Source organism: Streptomyces sp. NPDC048185 (genome assembly GCF_043202495.1).
Taxonomy (GTDB): Bacteria; Actinomycetota; Actinomycetes; order Streptomycetales; family Streptomycetaceae; genus Streptomyces.
Genome location: NZ_JBIDAN010000015.1, coordinates 103,715 through 119,941, shown reverse-complemented (window position 1 = coordinate 119,941; position 16,227 = coordinate 103,715). Strand labels below are relative to the sequence as shown.

Annotated in this window: 13 protein-coding genes and 2 pseudogenes; 9 read left to right on the top strand and 6 right to left on the bottom strand. The window is 73.4% G+C overall.

Features of this window, described 5'->3' with window-relative positions:
- Position 1: 1 nt before the first annotated feature.
- Positions 2-797: pseudogene (locus tag ACGF3H_RS32730) on the bottom strand (DJ-1/PfpI family protein).
- A gap of 23 nt (positions 798-820) precedes the next feature.
- Here ACGF3H_RS32730 and ACGF3H_RS32725 point away from each other — a divergent pair.
- The 4 genes from ACGF3H_RS32725 to ACGF3H_RS32710 all read left to right on the top strand — a co-directional run bounded on the left by ACGF3H_RS32725 (position 821) and on the right by ACGF3H_RS32710 (position 3,615).
- Entirely contained in the window at positions 821-1,516 is a 696-nt protein-coding gene (locus tag ACGF3H_RS32725) for a HEAT repeat domain-containing protein (RefSeq protein ID WP_362493101.1), read from the top strand.
- A gap of 3 nt (positions 1,517-1,519) precedes the next feature.
- Positions 1,520-2,518, top strand: coding sequence for a MerR family transcriptional regulator (locus ACGF3H_RS32720; RefSeq protein WP_362493098.1), 999 nt, complete (start codon positions 1,520-1,522; stop codon positions 2,516-2,518).
- 112 nt (positions 2,519-2,630) lie between these two features.
- Positions 2,631-2,891, top strand: coding sequence for a GlsB/YeaQ/YmgE family stress response membrane protein (locus tag ACGF3H_RS32715; RefSeq protein ID WP_362493095.1), 261 nt, complete (start codon positions 2,631-2,633; stop codon positions 2,889-2,891).
- A gap of 274 nt (positions 2,892-3,165) precedes the next feature.
- Positions 3,166-3,615, top strand: coding sequence for a VOC family protein (locus ACGF3H_RS32710; RefSeq protein WP_362493092.1), 450 nt, complete (start codon positions 3,166-3,168; stop codon positions 3,613-3,615).
- 55 nt (positions 3,616-3,670) lie between these two features.
- Here ACGF3H_RS32710 and ACGF3H_RS32705 read toward each other — a convergent pair whose 3' ends face one another.
- Positions 3,671-4,978, bottom strand: a complete 1,308-nt coding sequence (locus tag ACGF3H_RS32705) for an MFS transporter (RefSeq protein ID WP_393816574.1) — start codon at positions 4,976-4,978, stop codon at positions 3,671-3,673.
- A gap of 417 nt (positions 4,979-5,395) precedes the next feature.
- Here ACGF3H_RS32705 and ACGF3H_RS32700 point away from each other — a divergent pair, with 417 nt between their 5' ends.
- Positions 5,396-6,394, top strand: a complete 999-nt coding sequence (locus ACGF3H_RS32700) for a helix-turn-helix domain-containing protein (RefSeq protein ID WP_362493086.1) — start codon at positions 5,396-5,398, stop codon at positions 6,392-6,394.
- Here ACGF3H_RS32700 and ACGF3H_RS32695 read toward each other — a convergent pair.
- A pseudogene (locus ACGF3H_RS32695) lies at positions 6,318-6,518 on the bottom strand (MarR family transcriptional regulator); the annotation flags it as partial. The gene ACGF3H_RS32700 and the pseudogene ACGF3H_RS32695 overlap by 77 nt on opposite strands.
- Before the next feature lie 9 nt (positions 6,519-6,527).
- Positions 6,528-8,117 carry a family 20 glycosylhydrolase gene (locus ACGF3H_RS32690; protein WP_362493083.1) on the bottom strand — a complete coding sequence of 530 codons (1,590 nt, stop codon included), beginning with the start codon at positions 8,115-8,117 and terminating at the stop codon, positions 6,528-6,530.
- 265 nt (positions 8,118-8,382) lie between these two features.
- On the opposite strand from ACGF3H_RS32690, the gene ACGF3H_RS32685 reads away from it, so the two are divergent.
- Both ACGF3H_RS32685 and ACGF3H_RS32680 read left to right on the top strand, forming a co-directional pair.
- Positions 8,383-9,657, top strand: coding sequence for a family 1 glycosylhydrolase (locus ACGF3H_RS32685; protein ID WP_362493080.1), 1,275 nt, complete (start codon positions 8,383-8,385; stop codon positions 9,655-9,657).
- 10 nt (positions 9,658-9,667) lie between these two features.
- Complete coding sequence (locus tag ACGF3H_RS32680; protein WP_362493077.1) at positions 9,668-10,246, top strand: helix-turn-helix domain-containing protein; 579 nt, start codon at positions 9,668-9,670, stop codon at positions 10,244-10,246.
- Positions 10,247-10,339: 93 nt separating this feature from the next.
- Here ACGF3H_RS32680 and ACGF3H_RS32675 read toward each other — a convergent pair whose 3' ends face one another.
- Positions 10,340-12,685: a glycoside hydrolase family 3 C-terminal domain-containing protein gene (locus ACGF3H_RS32675; protein WP_362493074.1), complete on the bottom strand. Its 2,346-nt coding sequence runs from the start codon at positions 12,683-12,685 to the stop codon at positions 10,340-10,342.
- A 231-nt stretch (positions 12,686-12,916) separates the two neighbouring features.
- Between ACGF3H_RS32675 and ACGF3H_RS32670 the strand changes: the two genes are divergently transcribed.
- Positions 12,917-13,846, top strand: a complete 930-nt coding sequence (locus ACGF3H_RS32670; protein ID WP_362493071.1) for an SGNH/GDSL hydrolase family protein — start codon at positions 12,917-12,919, stop codon at positions 13,844-13,846.
- Here the strand turns inward: ACGF3H_RS32670 and ACGF3H_RS32665 are convergent.
- The gene (locus ACGF3H_RS32665; protein WP_362493068.1) at positions 13,836-14,495 is read right to left on the bottom strand and encodes a TetR/AcrR family transcriptional regulator; all 660 of its coding nucleotides are present in this window, start codon (positions 14,493-14,495) and stop codon (positions 13,836-13,838) included. The two genes, ACGF3H_RS32670 and ACGF3H_RS32665, sit on opposite strands and share 11 nt — an antisense overlap.
- Before the next feature lie 195 nt (positions 14,496-14,690).
- On the opposite strand from ACGF3H_RS32665, the gene ACGF3H_RS32660 reads away from it, so the two are divergent.
- The gene (locus tag ACGF3H_RS32660; RefSeq protein ID WP_362493065.1) at positions 14,691-16,220 is read left to right on the top strand and encodes an ABC transporter substrate-binding protein; all 1,530 of its coding nucleotides are present in this window, start codon (positions 14,691-14,693) and stop codon (positions 16,218-16,220) included.
- The last annotated feature ends 7 nt before the right edge of the window (positions 16,221-16,227 follow it).

Genomic DNA, 16,227 nt, shown 5'->3' with positions numbered 1-16,227 from the left:
GTCAGGTGCGGCGGTGATGCCCGCCGCACCTCGAACGGAAGGTGCGGCGGCAGGTGTCCGGAGGAACCCCGCCGGTGCGGTTGACATGGCGGCGCAAGGTCGTGGCGGTGCCCATGCCGGTGGCCACCGCGATGGCGTCGACATTGTCGTCGGTGGTCTCCAGCAGTGCCTGCGCGTGGCGGATCCGCCGGGTCAGCAGCCACTGCAGCGGAGTCGAACAGTTCCTCGAGGGGATGATTGTCCGGGGCGGGCGCCGGGGTGGTGACGAACTGGGCCTGTCCGCCGTCGCGTTGGGGCGGCACGACCAGGCGGCGGGCGGCGGTGTCGGCGACGGACGACCCGTGGTCGAGACGGACGAGGTGCAGGCACAGGTCCATGGCGGCGGCCTTGCCGGCGGACGTGAGCACGCTGCCGTTGTCCACGTAGAGGACGTCCGGGTCCACCGTCACGCGGGGGTAGCGTGCGGCCAGGACATCGGTGTGGGCCCAGTGGGTGGTCGCCCGGAGCCCGTCCAGCAGGCCGGCGGCGGCCGGCACGAACGCACCCGTGCACAGGGAGGCCACGCGCGCGCCCGACACGTGGGCGGCGCGCACCGCCTCGACCAGGTCCGCGGGAGGGTCCTCGTCGACGTCGGCCCAGCCGGGGACGATCACGGTGTCGGCGTGCGGGAGCCGGTCGAGACCGTGGGCGGGCTCCAGGGCGAACCTGGAAGTGCACCTGTAGCGGGCACGTTCCCCCGGCCGCCGGGTGCTCGGCCGGGGGCGTTGTTGACCTTGACACGGTGACAAGGTCTTCACTGCGTGCCGAGGAGGTGGTCTCGATGACGGACACGGGACAGAAGACGGGACAGGACACTGGTCAGGACACGGATTCGGCGCGCGTGCTCCGGGCGTTGGCGGACGGGCGTTCGTCCGTGCGGCTGCGGGCCGCGCTGGCGGCCGGCACGACACCGGACCCGCGCTTCGTCGGCACACTCGTCGAGCGATGCGCGGTCGAGCCCGAGTTCTTCGTCCGCGACATGCTGACCTGGGCGCTCACCCGCCAGCCGCTGTCCATGACGCTCCCCCGGCTGCTCCGCGAGGTCCGCTCGGCGCACGCGCAGGCACGGAGCCAGGCGCTGCACACGCTCTCCAAGATCGGGGACCGGCAGGCGTGGCCGGCGATCACACCGGCACTCCTGTGCGACGCCGAGGACGAGGTGGCGCGCAGCGCCTGGCGGGCAGCGGTCGTGCTCGTGCCGGAGGGCGAGGAGCCGGCGCTGGCCGCGCAACTGGTGACGCAGCTCGGGCGCGGAGGGCAGGAGACGCAGCGGAGTCTCAGCCGGGCGCTGGTCGAGCTGGGCGATGCGGCCGTGCCGCTTCTGATCGCCGCGGAGTCGGCCCCCGAGCCGCCGGTGCGCGCGCACGCGCTCGCCACGCAGCGGCTGCTGCGCGACCCGGACGCCGCGTTCCCGTTCCTGATCGAGGAGGCGAAGCGCATCGTGGCTGTCGGCGGGCCCGGCCATGGGGGAGGATAGGACGTGTTGATCGGTGAGGTGGCGCGACGGTCCGGGGTCAGTTCCCGCATGCTCAGGCACTACGAGTCGCTCGGTCTGGTGCGCCCCTCCGCGCGGACCGGCTCCGGGTACCGGGAGTACTCCGGGGAGGACATCCAGCGGATCTTCCAGATCGAGAGCCTGCGGTCACTGGGTCTGTCGCTGCGTGAGATCGGTCGCGCGCTCGACGAGCCCGGCTTCGCCCCCTCGGCGCTCGTCGACGACCTCATCCGCCGGACGCGTGAACGCATCGCGGCGGAGAACGAGTTGCTGACGCGCCTGTGCCGGATCCACGCCACGGACCCCGGCGGCTGGGAGGACGTCCTCCAGGTCGTCGCGCTCCTCCAGGCACTGGGCTCGAAGAGCGCCGACGCGCGCCAGCGTGCGGCCCTCTCCCCGGCCGCCGCGATGCCGGTGGAGGCCCTGGTCGAGGCGGCACTGCGCGAGGCGGAACCGAATGTCGCCGGGGCTCTTCGATGGGCGCTGGCACGGTCGGGCGACGGCGGCCCGGCACTGCTCGCGCGGGCCCTCGACTCACCCACCGCCGCGGTACGGGAACGTGCCGTCCGCTCCCTCGCGGAGCTGCCCGGTGACGAGGCCGCCGCACAGCTGCGCAAGGCCCTCGCTCATCCCGACCTCGTGGTCCGTGGACACGCGGCCCTCGCGCTCGGGTCACGCGGCGGGGCCGACGCGGTCCCGACGCTCATCGACATGATCGTGGACGGCAGGAACGACACCGACGCGGCGGATGCGCTGAGTGTGCTGGCGAGCGACGCCACGACGGCGGACCGGATCGCGACCGGGCTCGTCGACCGCCTCGCGCACGGCTCCACTCGGGCGCCGGCACGCGGACGGCTGACCCAGGCGCTGGCGGACATCCCGGGGACGCAGGCATCGCGTGCCCTCGGTGAGCTGACCCACGACGCGGACCCGGCCGTGGCGCTGACGGCGACGTACCTCCTCCGGCTTCGCGACGCGCGGTGAGCTCCGTCTTCACGGGTCCCGGTCAGCGGCCGGGCGCGGCCAGGCATATGACCGCGCGCCAGGGGCACGCGGAGGGCGAACGAACTCACGCATCACCGCTAGGAGGAGAGTCGTGTCGTTTCTCTGGGCCATCATCGCGGGGCTCGTCATCGGCCTGCTGGCCAAGCTGGTCGTCCCCGGGCGCCAGCCCATCCCGCTGTGGCTGACGACCATCCTCGGCATCCTCGGGGCCGTCGCCGGCAACGCACTCGCCACCGCCTTCGGCGTACGCGACACCGGCGGCATCGACTGGATACGCCACGTTCTGCAGATCGGTGTGGCCGCCCTGCTCATCGCCCTCATCACCCCGTTCTGGGCCCGACGGCACGCCTGAGTCAGGTCAGCAGGAGGTGTGCCCGCCGGCAAGTCGTCGGCGGGCACACCTTTGTGCGTCCCTCACCGGTCCCCGGCTCCCGCACGCCCGGCAGGTGACGCCCCGTTCCCGCCGTCGGTGCGGGCCGGAACACGCGCTGCGCCAGGGCGCGCGGACGCCGTGTCACCAGTGTCGCGTGGAGGCGGCCTCCGGAACAGGGGTGGAAGGAGGCGCGGGCCTCGTTCCGCCGAGCGGGACCCCGTTCGTGCGGGGCCGTGTCGGGCACCCGGACCGCATGACCACTGACCCACGCCGCCTCCGCCTGGTGCAGACCGTGCTCGACAGCACCGATGCCCGCCGGCTCGCCGAGTTCTACCGCTCCCTGCTGGGTCTCCGCTACGCCGAGGGCGACGAGCCGCCCCCGGCCGGACAGCCGGACGAGCGCGGCCGGGACTGGCTCGTCCTGCGTGCGCCCGACGGTGACCATCAGCTCGCCTTCCAGCAGGTGCCCCGTCTGCGCCGACCGGACTGGCCCGACGGCCCGGTGCCTCAGCAGCTGCACCTCGACATGAGCGTCGGCTCGCCGCAGGAGCTGCGCGACCAGCACGAGCGCGTGATCGCCCTCGGCGGCAGCCTGCTCAGCGACCGGGACCGGCCGGACCCCGACGACGAGGAACGCTTCCGCGTCTACCGGGACCCCGAGGGCCATCCGTTCTGCATCTTCGTCACGGAACGGGACGAGTAGCGGCCCCGGTCCTCGGCCCCGGCCCCCGGGAAGGGCCGGGCCACGCTCGGAGGTGTCAGCCGCGCGGGAGCAGGAAGCGGGCGAGGACGGCAGTGGCGAGGAGCAGGGCGGCGACGACCAGGAGGCCCAGCCGCATGCCCGGCAGCGAGAAGCCCCCGTGGGAATCGGCGAGCATGCTGCCGAACAGGGCGACGGCGAGCGCGCCGCCGGTCTGCCGGGAGGCGTTGAGCAAGCCCGAGGCGATCCCCGCACGCCCGGCCGGCACGGCCTCCATCAGCAGCGCGGTCAGCGCCGGCACCGCGAGTGCCCCGCCCACGCTCAGCGGCACCAGCAGGACGATCACGAGCCACAGGGGGGTGTGCGCGGCCAGCGGCAGCATGGCGACCATGGCCGCGCCGAACACCGTCTGGCCGGTGACGATCACCGCACGCCGGCCGATCCGCTCCGCCAGCCGCGGTGAGACGAGGTTGGTGGTCGTCACCAGCGCCGACATCGGGACGAACATGAGTCCGGCCGCGATCCCCGACATCCCGCGCAGCTGCTGGTAGTACAGCCCCAGGACGAAGATCCCGCCGTAGAAGGCGGCGTTGAGGGTGAAGCCGACGGCCAGGGCGGGCGCCACCCGGCGATCGCGCAGCATGCTCAGCGGGACCATCGGACTGTCGTGCCGGGCCTCCACCCGGTGCAAGGCGTACGCGGAGACGACGGCGAGCACGGCGGCGGCCAGTACGGGCTGGCTGGTCCAGCCCAGGTGGCCGCCCTCGATCGCGGCGAAGACCAGGGCGGCCAGCGCCAGTACGGCGGTGAGCTGGCCGGCGCCGTCCAGCGCGGTGGGCCGTCGCGGGGAGCGTTCCACCCGCACCAGCAGGCCGAGGATCACCGCGCCCACCGGCAGGTTCAGCAGGAACACCGACCGCCAGCCGGCGCCGTCGGTGAGCAGCCCGCCCAGCACCGGGCCCGCGGCCATCGCCACCGACCCGCCGACCGTCCACAGCGCGATGGCGCGGGCGCGCGCCCTGGCGTCCTCGTAGGCGTGGCGGATCAGTGCCAGCGAGGCCGGCATCACCACCGCGGCGGCGATTCCCTGGACGACGCGCGCACCGATCAGCACCCCGATGCCGGGCGCGAGGGCGCAGCCGAGGGAGGCGAGGGTGAAGAGGGCGACGCCCGAAGCGTAGGCGCGCCGGGCGCCGACCCGGTCGGCGAAGGCACCGGCGGAGAGCATCAGGGCCGCGAACATCAGGGTGTACGCGTCGACCACCCACTGCAGGCCGGCCATTCCGCCGCTGAGGGAGTGCTGGATCGCGGGCAGCGCGATGTTGACGGCGGAGACGTCGACGGTGATCACCGTGAAGCCGAGCAGGGCCGCGACGAGCGCCGTCGTGTTCCGCCTCGGCGCGACGGCGTCGTCCGCGGGGGCTTCGGCAGGCCGGCTCCTGGCGGGCTGCCACCGCCGGAGCGCGCGCAGCGGCGGCTCGCCGGCGCCCCCGGATGCGATGTCCTCGGACGAGGCGGCGGACGGCGACGAGGTTGCAGGCACGGCGATCTCCCGGATCAGGCGACGGACCCGCTCCTCGGGAGCGGGTGGGCGGGCGGTCCCGTTCGCCGGGCCGCGGTCCGGTGTCGTGCACCCCCTGGGCCCCGGCGGCCTGGCCGCCCGCTCCGGTACCGACTCTGCCCGGGTACGGCCCGGCCCGGCAGACCGCGCTGTACCGGGGTGGCGCGTTCCAGGTCCTGACACGGCCCCTCACGTCCCGCGACCGCCTGTCACAATGGCCGGATGGCTGCAACAGGGGACACGCGCGGCACCGAACTCGGCCGGTATCTGAAGGCGCGCAGGGCTCAGGTACGGCCGGAGGACGTCGGGTTGCCGGCCGGCGCGGGGCTTCGCCGTACCCCAGGGCTGCGTCGCGAGGAACTCGCCACGCTGGCAGGGGTGAGCGTCGACTACTACATCCGCCTGGAGCGCGGCCGGGAGACCAACCCCTCCCCCGCGGTGGTGGACGCCCTCGGACGCGCGCTGAGGCTGCGCGGTGACGGTTACGAGCGTCTGCACGAGCTGGCGGAGCTGGCGTCCGGCCGGCCCTCCGAGCTGCCCGCGTCCTCCGACCACGGTGTCCGTGACTCGGTGCTGCGCATGCTGGAATCGGTGCGCCCCCTGCCCGCCTACGTGGTGAGCCGCTTCAACCGGGTGCTGGCGGCGAATCCGCCCGGGCGGCGGCTGCTGCCGGGGCTGTGGGACTGGCCGGAGGAGCGGCGCAATCTGACGCGGTACCTCTTCCTCCACCCGGTGGGCCGGACCCTCTACGAGCCGTGGGAGGACACCGTCGCCAGCTCGGTCGCCCACCTGAGGGCAGTGGCCGGCGCCGCCCCTGACGACTCCGAGCTCACCGCGCTGGTCGGTGAACTGGTACTGAAGTCACCCGAGTTCGCGAGGCTCTGGGAACGGTACGACGTCTGCGAACGCGGGGGCGGGCAGAAGTCGTTCCGGCATCCGCAGGCGGGGGCGATGACCCTGACCTACGAGGTCATGCAGCTCGCCCGGACGGGCGGCCAGCGGATGGTGGTCTACCAGGCGGTCCCCGGAACACCGGACGAGGCGAACATGCTCCGGCTGGATCCGGAGCGGCACGCGGACGACCCGGTGCCCGCGCCACGCTCCACGCCGGCCGACGAGCCGGACTCCCCCGCGGTCCCCGTCCTCACCGGCGTGGTGTCCGCCGCGCTGTCGGGGTCGGACGTTTCTCGAACCAGTGGTGGGCGTAGGGCTCGTCGTTGAAGGCCGGGACCTCGGTGCAGCCGCTGTCGCGGCAGAGGCGGGTGGCCACCTCCAGGGCGCGCCTTGTCGGTGTCGAGCCGTACCCGATCGCTCGCTCGGCCAGGAGGCGCCGGGCCAGGCCGAGAAGGCCCGGTCAGTGCCACGGGATCTCGGTGGAGGCCAGATAGCGGAGTCCGCGATCGCGCCACAGTCGGCCGTGGCGGGCGAGGCGGTCGCGGTGGGTGTTCCAGTCCGGTGCCCGGCCGGTCCACGCGGTGTGCGCGACCGAGGCGAGGCGCGGCAGCAGCAGCGTCGTCAGGTCGTCGAACGTCTCGACCGACTCCCCGAACACCGTCGCCGAGATCCCCGCGGTGCTCTCGTCGGGGATCCCGTGCGCGGCCGGGTCCCAGGCGGCGGTGTGCCGCACCCCGCGGGGCCGGTACGCGGCGAATCCGAGGCGGGCGGCGGTCTCGGCCTGCTCGGGCGGGGTGACGTCGGACGCGTAGGGGCGGTCGAGGTAGAGGTGGGACTGCGGGGAGAGCAGCACGCGGGCACCGCCGTCCAGGACGCGCGCGAGGTCGTGATCGGTGGGGGCGAAGAACCGCTTGAGGGCCTTGACGAGGTCGACGGTGTACCCGGCCGCGAGCAGTTCGGGGCGGCGGGCGAGTTCCTCCTCGGTGTCGGGCAGGTCCATCATCGGCACGTCCACCCAGAACTGGGCGATGTCGTCCGGGCCCACCCCTGCCCGTGACGCCTCCTGCCAGGCCAGCGGGCGCTTGCCGGCGCCGCGCACCAGGGCGCGCAGTTCGCGTACGGCCAGGGCGAAACTGTCCGCGGTCATCCCGAGGGCCTCGTCACCGCCGATGTGCACGTAGGGCCCGTCCGTCGCGTCGCACACCTCGGTGAGGACGGAGGCCACCAGGGACCGGGTCGCGGGGTCGGCGAGGTCGAGCGGCGGGACGTACGGGTACCGGCCGGCCAGCCCTTCCGGCGCGGGCGCGGCGGGCAGCCCGGGCACGGCCTCGCGGAGGGCGGCACAGTGGCCGGGGAGGTCGATCTCGGGGACGACCGTGACGAAGCGTTCCGCCGCGTAGTCCTGGAGCGCCCGGTAGTCCTCCAGCGTGTAGTGCGGCCGGGGGGTGCCGTCCGTGTGCCCGGCGGGCAGCGGCAGGCGCCAGCCTTCGTTGTCGGTGAGGTGCAGGTGCAGGACGTTCAGTTTGTACAGGGCCGCGAGGTCGATGACGCGGCGCAGCTCGCCGGGCGTGAGGTAGCCGCGTGCCGGGTCGACCATGAGCCCGCGCCATGCGTAGTGCGGTGCGTCCGCCGCCTCCCCGCACGGGATGTGGTCCGTGCCCGTGGCGATCGCCTGGAGTGCGGTGGTGGCGGCGCGGAACACGCCCTCCGGCGTGGCGGACCGGCAGCTGATGCCTCGTTCGGTGACCGTGAGGCGGTACGACTCGTCGCCGGGTTCCGCGGCCCCGCGCGGTGACACGCCGACGGGCGGACCGGGCCGGTCCGACGGGGCCGCGTCGAGGGCGAGTTCGAGACCGCGCACGGCGGCGCCGGCCGCCTCCGGGGGCGACAGACGGTCGCCCAGGTGAGGGGCGAGCAGTGCGCGGACCGTCCGGCCGACCGCGGTGAGCCGAGGGTCCGTGGAGACGACCCTCCACGCTCCGCCGAGGCTCAGCACCCCGCCGGCGGTCGCTGCCGTGTGCCCCGCGAGGCCCGGAATGACGACGTCCATGGTTCTCCTCCACGCGACTGGTGCCTTGTCGGTGCCGCCTGCCGACCCGGGTGCGGCGCGGTGCCGCCGACCCGGGGCCCGACGCCTCGTCAGGTGAGCGCGGGCCCCGGGGCGGTGGGCCGTTCCGGAGGACCGGGGGCCTGCGCGCCTTCCTGCCGGAGCGGCTCGGCCTGTACGCTAACACGAAAACCGATCAATGAACGCTTTTCACGGAGTCCGGTTCCGGCCCCACGCCGGCCGGGCTCGAGGCGGAAGGAGCCCCCGTATGACACCCCCGACCGGGCCCGGTCTCGTGCTGCCGCACGGCTTCCTCATGGGAGCCTCCACCTCCGCCCACCAGGTCGAGGGGAACAACGTCTCCAGCGACTGGTGGGCCATCGAGAACCGGCCGGGCAGCTTCGTCGCCGAGCCCAGCGGGGACGCGGCCGACAGCTTCCACCGCTGGCCGCAGGACATGGACCTGCTGAGCGAACTGGGTTTCAACGCCTACCGTTTCGGCATCGAATGGGCCCGTGTGGAGCCCGAGCGCGGGCGGATCTCGCGGGCCGCCGTCGCCCACTACCGGGACATGGTCCGCGGGGCCCTGGAACGCGGGCTGGAGCCGGTGGTGACGCTGCACCACTTCACCTCACCGCGCTGGTTCAGCGAGCTCGGAGGATGGTCCTCGCCCGAGTCGGCCGACCTGTTCGCGGCCTACGCGGCCGTGGCCGCAGAGGTGCTCGCGGCCGGTGCCCGTCACGTGGCCACGATCAACGAACCCAACATGGTGGCGCTGATGCACGCCCTGAAGCGCGAGGCCGCCCGCACGCCGGTCCGCCTCGGTGACCGCTCGGGCGCGGCGGCCTTCGACCCGGGTTCCCTGGAACCGGACGCCGACGTGACGAGGGCGCTGATCCGGGCGCACCGGGCGGCGTTCGGCGTGCTGAAGGCCGCCGACCCCGGGCTGCGGGTGGGCTGGACCGTCGCCAACCAGGTCTACCAGGCCGAGCCGGGCGCCGAGGAGGTCGCCGCCGCGTACGCGGGGCCCCGCGAGGACGTCTTCCTGGAGGCCGCCCGCGAGGACGACTGGATCGGCGTCCAGGCCTACACACGGCACCGGATCGGCCCGGACGGCCCCCTGCCCGTGCCGCCGGGTGCCGCGACCACGCTGACGGGCTGGGAGGTGTACCCCGAGGCGCTGGGCGAGGCGGTACGGCACACCGCCGCCGTGGTCGGCCCGGGCGTCCCCCTCCTGGTCACGGAGAACGGCATCGCCACCGACGACGACGCGCTCCGCGTCTCCTACACCACCAGGGCGCTGGCGAGCCTGGCCGCCGCCCTGCGCGACGGCGTGGACGTGCGCGGCTACCTGCACTGGAGCGCGCTGGACAACTACGAGTGGGGTTCCTACCGGCCGACCTTCGGGCTCATCGCGGTCGATCCGCACTCCTTCGCCCGGCACCCCAGGGAGTCGGCCCGCTGGCTGGGCTCCGTGGCCCGCTCCGGGCGCCTGCCGGACGCCCCCGCCGCCACGGCGGCCGGCGTCGTCGGTGCGGGTTAGGCTGACCGGCATGGCGAAACGGGGCCCGTACGAGAAGGGCGAGGCGAAGCGCGGCGAGATCCTGCACGCGGCTCTGGAGATCTTCGCGGCCGAGGGCTACCGGGGGACCTCGCTGCGCAAGGTCGCCGCCCGGTGCAATCTCAGCCTCCCGGGGCTGATGCACTACTTCGACTCCAAGGAGGACCTGCTCACCCAGGTGCTGCGCATGCGCGACGAGACCGCCCGGATGCGGCAGGACGAGCGCACCAGCCCCGAGAGCTACCGCGAGATCATCCGGGAGGGTGCCAGAACACCCGGTCTGGTGGAGTTGTTCGTGTCCATGGCGGCGGCCGCCAGTGACACCGGGCACCCCGCGCACGCGCACTTCGCCGAGCGCTACCCGGTGCTGCGCGAGCGGGTGGCCGCGTACGTGCGCAAGGCGATGGACGAGGGCCGCATGACGACGGTCGTCCCGCCCGAGCGGCTGGCGGTGCTGCTGCTGGCGGTGGCCGACGGCATCCAGCTGCAGTGGCTCATCGACCGATCGACGGACATGGAGCAGCCCGTCGACGACGTCATGCGGCTGCTCGCTCCGCGGCAGGACGACTGACCCGGGACGGCCGGGAGACGGAGGGCGGGACCCGGTGCGGGTCCCGCCCTCCGTGCTCCCCGGCCGGCGCGCGGGGTGCGTCGTCCCCGGCGCTCACCGGGGCGCGGCGCGCGGGGCGTCGCCGTCGGCGGTCGCGGCACCGGTCTCGACGGCATCGGCCAGTTCCCGTACGGCCTCGGGCGACACCGGGCTCTGCGGGAACTCGGAGATCACGTCGAGCGGAATGCCGGCGAGGAACCGCCGCATCACCGGATCGTCCATGGCGCCGGGCCCGGCCGCGTCCGCCCGGGCGCGGGCGAACCGCTCGGCCAGGAGCGGTCCGCCCACCGGATGCCGCAGCCACTCCGCGAGCGTGTTGCGGCCGGTCAGGCGCAGCCGCGAGGGATCGCCGTCGACGGTCAGCTCGGCCGACAGCCGGATGTCCCGCGACGAGGCGCCCACCTCGATGCGGTACGCACCGCCCTCGACCCGCCAGCCGCCCTCGCGTTCGCTGTAGTGGGCCAGGTCGGCGCGGGCCAGCTCCACGACCGCCTCCCGGCTCTCCCCGGGAGCCAGGAACAGCGAGGCGAAGGCGCGCAGTTCCCTCGGCGGGCGGGCGACCACGGAGGCGGCGGGTGCGGCGCTGTAGAACTGGACCACTTCGCGGCCCGCGCGGTCACCGGTGTTGGTGACGGTCACCCACACGGTGAACGACTCGCCGTCCTCCGTCGCGTCCACGCGCAGGCCGGAGTAGGCGAACGTGGTGTAGGAGAGCCCGTGACCGAACGGGAAGGCGACTTCGCGGCGAGCCGCGTCGTATCCGCGGTAGCCGACGAACACTCCCTCGCCGTAGCGGACCCGGCCCTCCTCGCCGGGGAAGGACAGGTGGCTGGGGCTGTCCTCCAGACGCAGCGGGATCGTCTCGGCCAGCTTGCCCGAGGGGTTGACCACGCCGAACAGGACCCGGGCCAGGGCGCCGCCGCCCGCCTGGCCGAGCAGCCAGCCCTCCACCACGGCGGGGACCGTGTCGTGCCAGGGCGAGGTGCGCACGGCACCGCCGTTGGACAGCACCACGCACACCCGGTCGTTGACGGCACGGACGCGCTCCAGCAGGCGCAACTGGTCGGCGGGCAGGTCGATGTGGGTGCGGTCGAAGCCCTCCGACTCGTCCAGCGCGGCCAGGCCGAGGAAGAGGACGACGGTGTCGCTCCCGGCGGCGAGACGCACCGCTTCGTCCTCGTCGGACGCGGCCGGGCCGGCGCCCCCGGCTCCGGCGAGGGCGTAGCCCGGGGCGAACTCCACGCGCGCACCGTCGGCGAGACGTCGCAGGCACTCCAGTGGCGTGTCGAGGCGGGTCGGTGTCACCTGGGAGCTGCCCGCGCCCTGGTAGCGGGGAGTGCGGGCCAGTTCGCCGATGACCGCGACGGTGCCGGAGGACGCGTCCAGGGGCAGGATGCCGGCGTCGTTCTTGAGGAGCACGACGCACCGGTCCGCCGCCTCGCCGGCCAGGCGGTGGTGCTCTTCGGCGGAGAACCCGGGGCCGGACCGGGCGCCTCGCGTCGCGCGCCGGGCGAAGCGGGCGAGACGTTCGACCGCGGTGTCGAGCACCGCCTCGTCGAGGTCGCCGCGGTTCACGGCGTCGACGACCTCGCGGTCGGTGCGCCCGCCCGTGCCGGGCATCTGGAGGTCCAGACCGGCACGCAGTGCGGCGACCCGGTCGCGTACCGCGCCCCAGTCGGACATGACGACGCCGTCGAAGCCCCATTCGGTGCGCAGGATGCCGGTGAGCAGCCGTGTGTTCTGCGACAGCGGTACGCCGTTGAGCGCGTTGTAGGAGGCCATGACCGACCAGGGGCGGTCGCGGCGGACGATGCGTTCGAAGGCCCGCAGGTAGATCTCGCGCAGCGGGCGCTCGTCCACGTCGGCGCTGACGCGCATGCGGTCGGTCTCCTGGTTGTTGGCGGCGTAGTGCTTGAGCGCCGCGCCGACGCCCGCCTCCTGCAGGCCGCGGACCACGGCACCGCCCATCTCCGCCGTGAGCAGGGGGTCTTCCGAGAAGTACTCGAAGTTGCGCCCGCACAGCGGTGACCGCTTGATGTTGATGCCCGGTCCGAGCACCACGTGCACGCCGTGGGCCGACGCCTCCGCCGCGACAGCGCCCGCGACGCGGCGGGCGACGTCCGGGTCCCAGCAGCTGCCCAGCGCCACGGCGGGCGGGAAGCAGGTGGCCGGTGCGGCGCTGTGCAGGTCGAGCTGACCGCCGTCGCCGCTCTCCTTCGGCAGCCGCAGACCGTGCGGGCCGTCGGACAGGGAGACGGCGGGAATCCCGGCCGCGGTGAGGCCGACCGTGACGAAGTCGCCCGCTCCGCTGGTCAGTGAGGCCTTGTCGGCGAGGCCGAGAGACGGCGTCGACGGGTCCGGGTGGGTCGTCGGCGCACCTGTCGGGGGCTGCTGGGGCATACGCGCACCTCTTTGGTTCCGGTGAGGCAGATGAGTACGGGGTGGAGGGGAGCACAGGCGGGGAAAGTACAAAAACCGTAAAGTGATCGGTTTTTACTGTCAAGGGATCTCTACCAGCCGGTAGCCACGGCGGCCGACATGGCCCGGCCTTGACCGCACGGCCTATTGACGACCAGAAACCGATCACCGTACGGTTTTCGCATCTCCCCACCGACGAATCGAGGAACCGCCATGTCCCGGTCCAGTCAGCCGTCCGGTGCACCACCCGCAAGACGCGCGACGCGGCGCGCGGCACGGCACGCGGCCACCGCCGTGGTGGCCGTCGCCGCCCTGTCCGGCGCCGCGACGGCCGCCGCCGCGGCCCCGGTGCCGGCGCACGCGGCCGGGCGGAGCGCCGCCGAGGTGCGTTACGTCGCGCTCGGCGACTCCTTCAGTTCGGGGCTCGGCATCCCCGAGCAGACCGACCCGGTCTGCGGGCGCTCCTCGGCGGACTACCCCTCGCTGGTGGCCCGGGCGGTGGGCGCCGCCTCGTTCACCGACGTGACCTGTGCGGGCGCCGAGACCCGTCACATGACGGAGCCGCAGGACGCGGTCCCGCCGCAGCTCGACGCCCTGCGGCCCGACACCACCCTGGTGACGCTGGGCATCGGCGGCAACGACCTCGACCTGACCGGCGTCATCACGCGCTGCGTGCTCCTCGGGTACCTCGCCCCGCACGGAGCGCCGTGCAAGGGGAGTTACACGCTGTTCGGCACCGACGAGATCGGTTCCCGCATCACGGCCACGGCACCGCGCGTGGCGGCCGTCGTGGACGAGATCCACGCCCGCTCCCCGCACGCCAGGGTGCTGGTGGTCGGGTATCCGGCGATCTTCCCCGACGACGGCACGGCCTGCCGGGAGACGGTCGCGCTCGCCGAGGGCGACTTCCCGTGGCTGCGGGACAAGGCCAAGCAGCTCGACACCACGCTCGCACAGCAGGCCGGGGCGCACGGGGCCGCCTACGTCGACGCCTACGGCCCCTCCGTCGGTCACGACGTGTGCCGGCCGGAGGGTGTGCGCTGGATCGAGCCCGAGGACACGGCCGCGGCGGCCGGTTTCCATCCCAACGCCGCCGGGCACCGGAGCACGGCCGATGCGGTGCTCGCCGCGCTCACCCGCTGACGCCCGTCTCCGGCTCACCGCCGTCCGGACCGAGACCCAGCCGGACCAGGTAGTCGCGCACCAGGTCCTCCATCGCCACGGCTTCCGGCTCCAGCAGCCACTGGGTCTGGAGCCCGTCCATCAGCGCCAGCAACTGCCGTGCGACGACCGCCGGTTCGACCGCCGGCGGCGGATCCGCCGCCGCCCGCAGCGCCTCGACGAGAACGGTCAGCTCCTCCCGCAGGACGCGGTACCGCTCCTTGAAGTAGTGGTGGGCTGGGTGCCCCGGGTCGGTGGCCTCGGCCGACAGCTTGGTGTAGAGGGCGACCAGACCCGGGGTCGCGCTGTTGCGGGCGACCACGCCGACCAGCATCCGCAGCCGCTCGGCCGGCACCGGCTCGGGCGCACCCGGATGCGTGATGCCGGGGAACACCGACTGGGCGTCCAAGCGGTCCCGGTGGCTCAGCACCGCGGCCAGCAGGGCCTCCTTGCCGGCGAAGTGGTGCAGCACACCGGCGTGGGTCAGCCCCGCGTGCGCGGCGATGTCCCGCAGCGACACGGCGTTGAAGCCTGCACGGGAGAACAACTCGGTCGCGGAGTCGAGGATGCGGGCCCGCGTCCGCTCGCCCTTGGAGGGGCGGCGCGCGGCGTCCTCGGGTCGTGCGCTCACTTCGGCACTCTCCTGCCGTCGTCACCGGTGGATCGCAGGACGGCGCCGTCACGGCCCCGCCAGGACCCCAGGAAATTACCAGTCGGCCGACCTGACCGCGAGAAAAACCTACCGAGTGGTTAGTTCTGCGGTTAAGCTCACCGCCCATCTCGTCCGGGACGACCCTCCCCCGGCCCTCCACACGGAGTGATCCTCATGACCAGAACCGTCCGAACCGGGGCCGTGGCCGCCTGTGCCGCGGCGTCGCTCGCCCTCGCGGGATGCACCGGCTCCGGCACCACCGCCACCGGCTCGTCGGCACTGAACATCGCGACCATGACCTTTCCGCAGAGCCTCGACCCCGCCCAGGCGGTCGGCAGTGCCCTGCCGTTCTTCCAGGCCACGTACGACACCCTGGTCGAGCGCGAGCCCGACGGCGTGTTCCGCCCCATGCTCGCCACCGCGTGGAAGTACAACGCCGATCGCACGGAACTCGCTCTCACCCTGCGCACGGACGTGAAATTCGCGGACGGCTCGGCCTTCGACGCGGCGGCGGTGAAGGCGAACATGGAGCGCTTCGCCAAGGGCGGCGGCGCCGACGCCAAGTGGCTGAAGGACCTGGAGTCGGTGGAGGTCCGGGACGCCTCGCACGCGACGCTGAAGCTGAAGCAGCCCAACCCCGCGATGCTCTTCTACCTGAGCGACGCGGCCGGCCTGATGGCCAACCCGGCGGCCTTCGCCAAGGGCGACGCTCTGAAGACGACCCCCGACGGCACCGGCCCCTACCGTCTCGACAAGGCGAGGACGACGGTCGGCACCAAGTGGGTCTACCAGCGCAATCCCGACTACTGGGGCGAGCCCCTGCCGTACGAGACGCTCACGATGAGCTTCTTCGACAACGAGACGGCCATCGTCAACGGCCTGAAGACCGGTCAGGTGAACGCCGCCCTCCTGCAGAGCGCCGATCAGCAGATCAGCATCGAGTCCGACCCCCGGATGAAGACGACGAAGCAGGAGTTCGACTTCCAGGGCCTGCTCCTCTTCGACCGGGGCGGGAAGCTCACCCCGGCGCTGAAGGACCCCCGCGTCCGCCAGGCACTCAACCTCGCCATCGACCGGAAGACGATGCTCGAGGCCATCCGGCAGAACCGCGGTGAGATCACCTCGCAGGTCTTCGGCCCCGACACGCACGGCTACGACGAGAAGCTGGACACCTACTACCCCCACGCCCCGGACCGGGCCAGGGAGTTGCTGCGGGCGGCCGGGTACGGCGACGGATTCACGCTCAGGCTCCCCCGCATCGCCGCCATCGTCAACGACGCGCTCGCCGCGTCACTGGCCGGCGACTTCGAGGCCGTCGGGGTGAAGCTGGTCTGGGACGACCTCGACGGTGCCTCGGCCGTGCAGAAGGTGTTCACCGACCGCGCGTACTCCGGGATGGTGATGAACATGGGCCAGTCCTCGTCGGACTGGGTCGTGGTCGACGAACTGGTCAACCCCGGCGCCTTCAACATGTTCGGCACCACCGACGCGACCGTGCGGGACCTGGTCCCGCGGATCCAGTCCGGAACGGCCGAAGAGGCCGGAGCGGCGGTCCGGACGCTGGGCGAGCACCTGGTGGAGGAAGCGTGGTTCGTGCCCTTCTACCGGATGAGCTACCTGCACGTCTCCGACGGGTCGGTGACCATCCGCCCGCAGTCCGGCATGGCCGTCCCGTCGATCTACAACTACTCCCCCGCCAAGTGACCCGGGA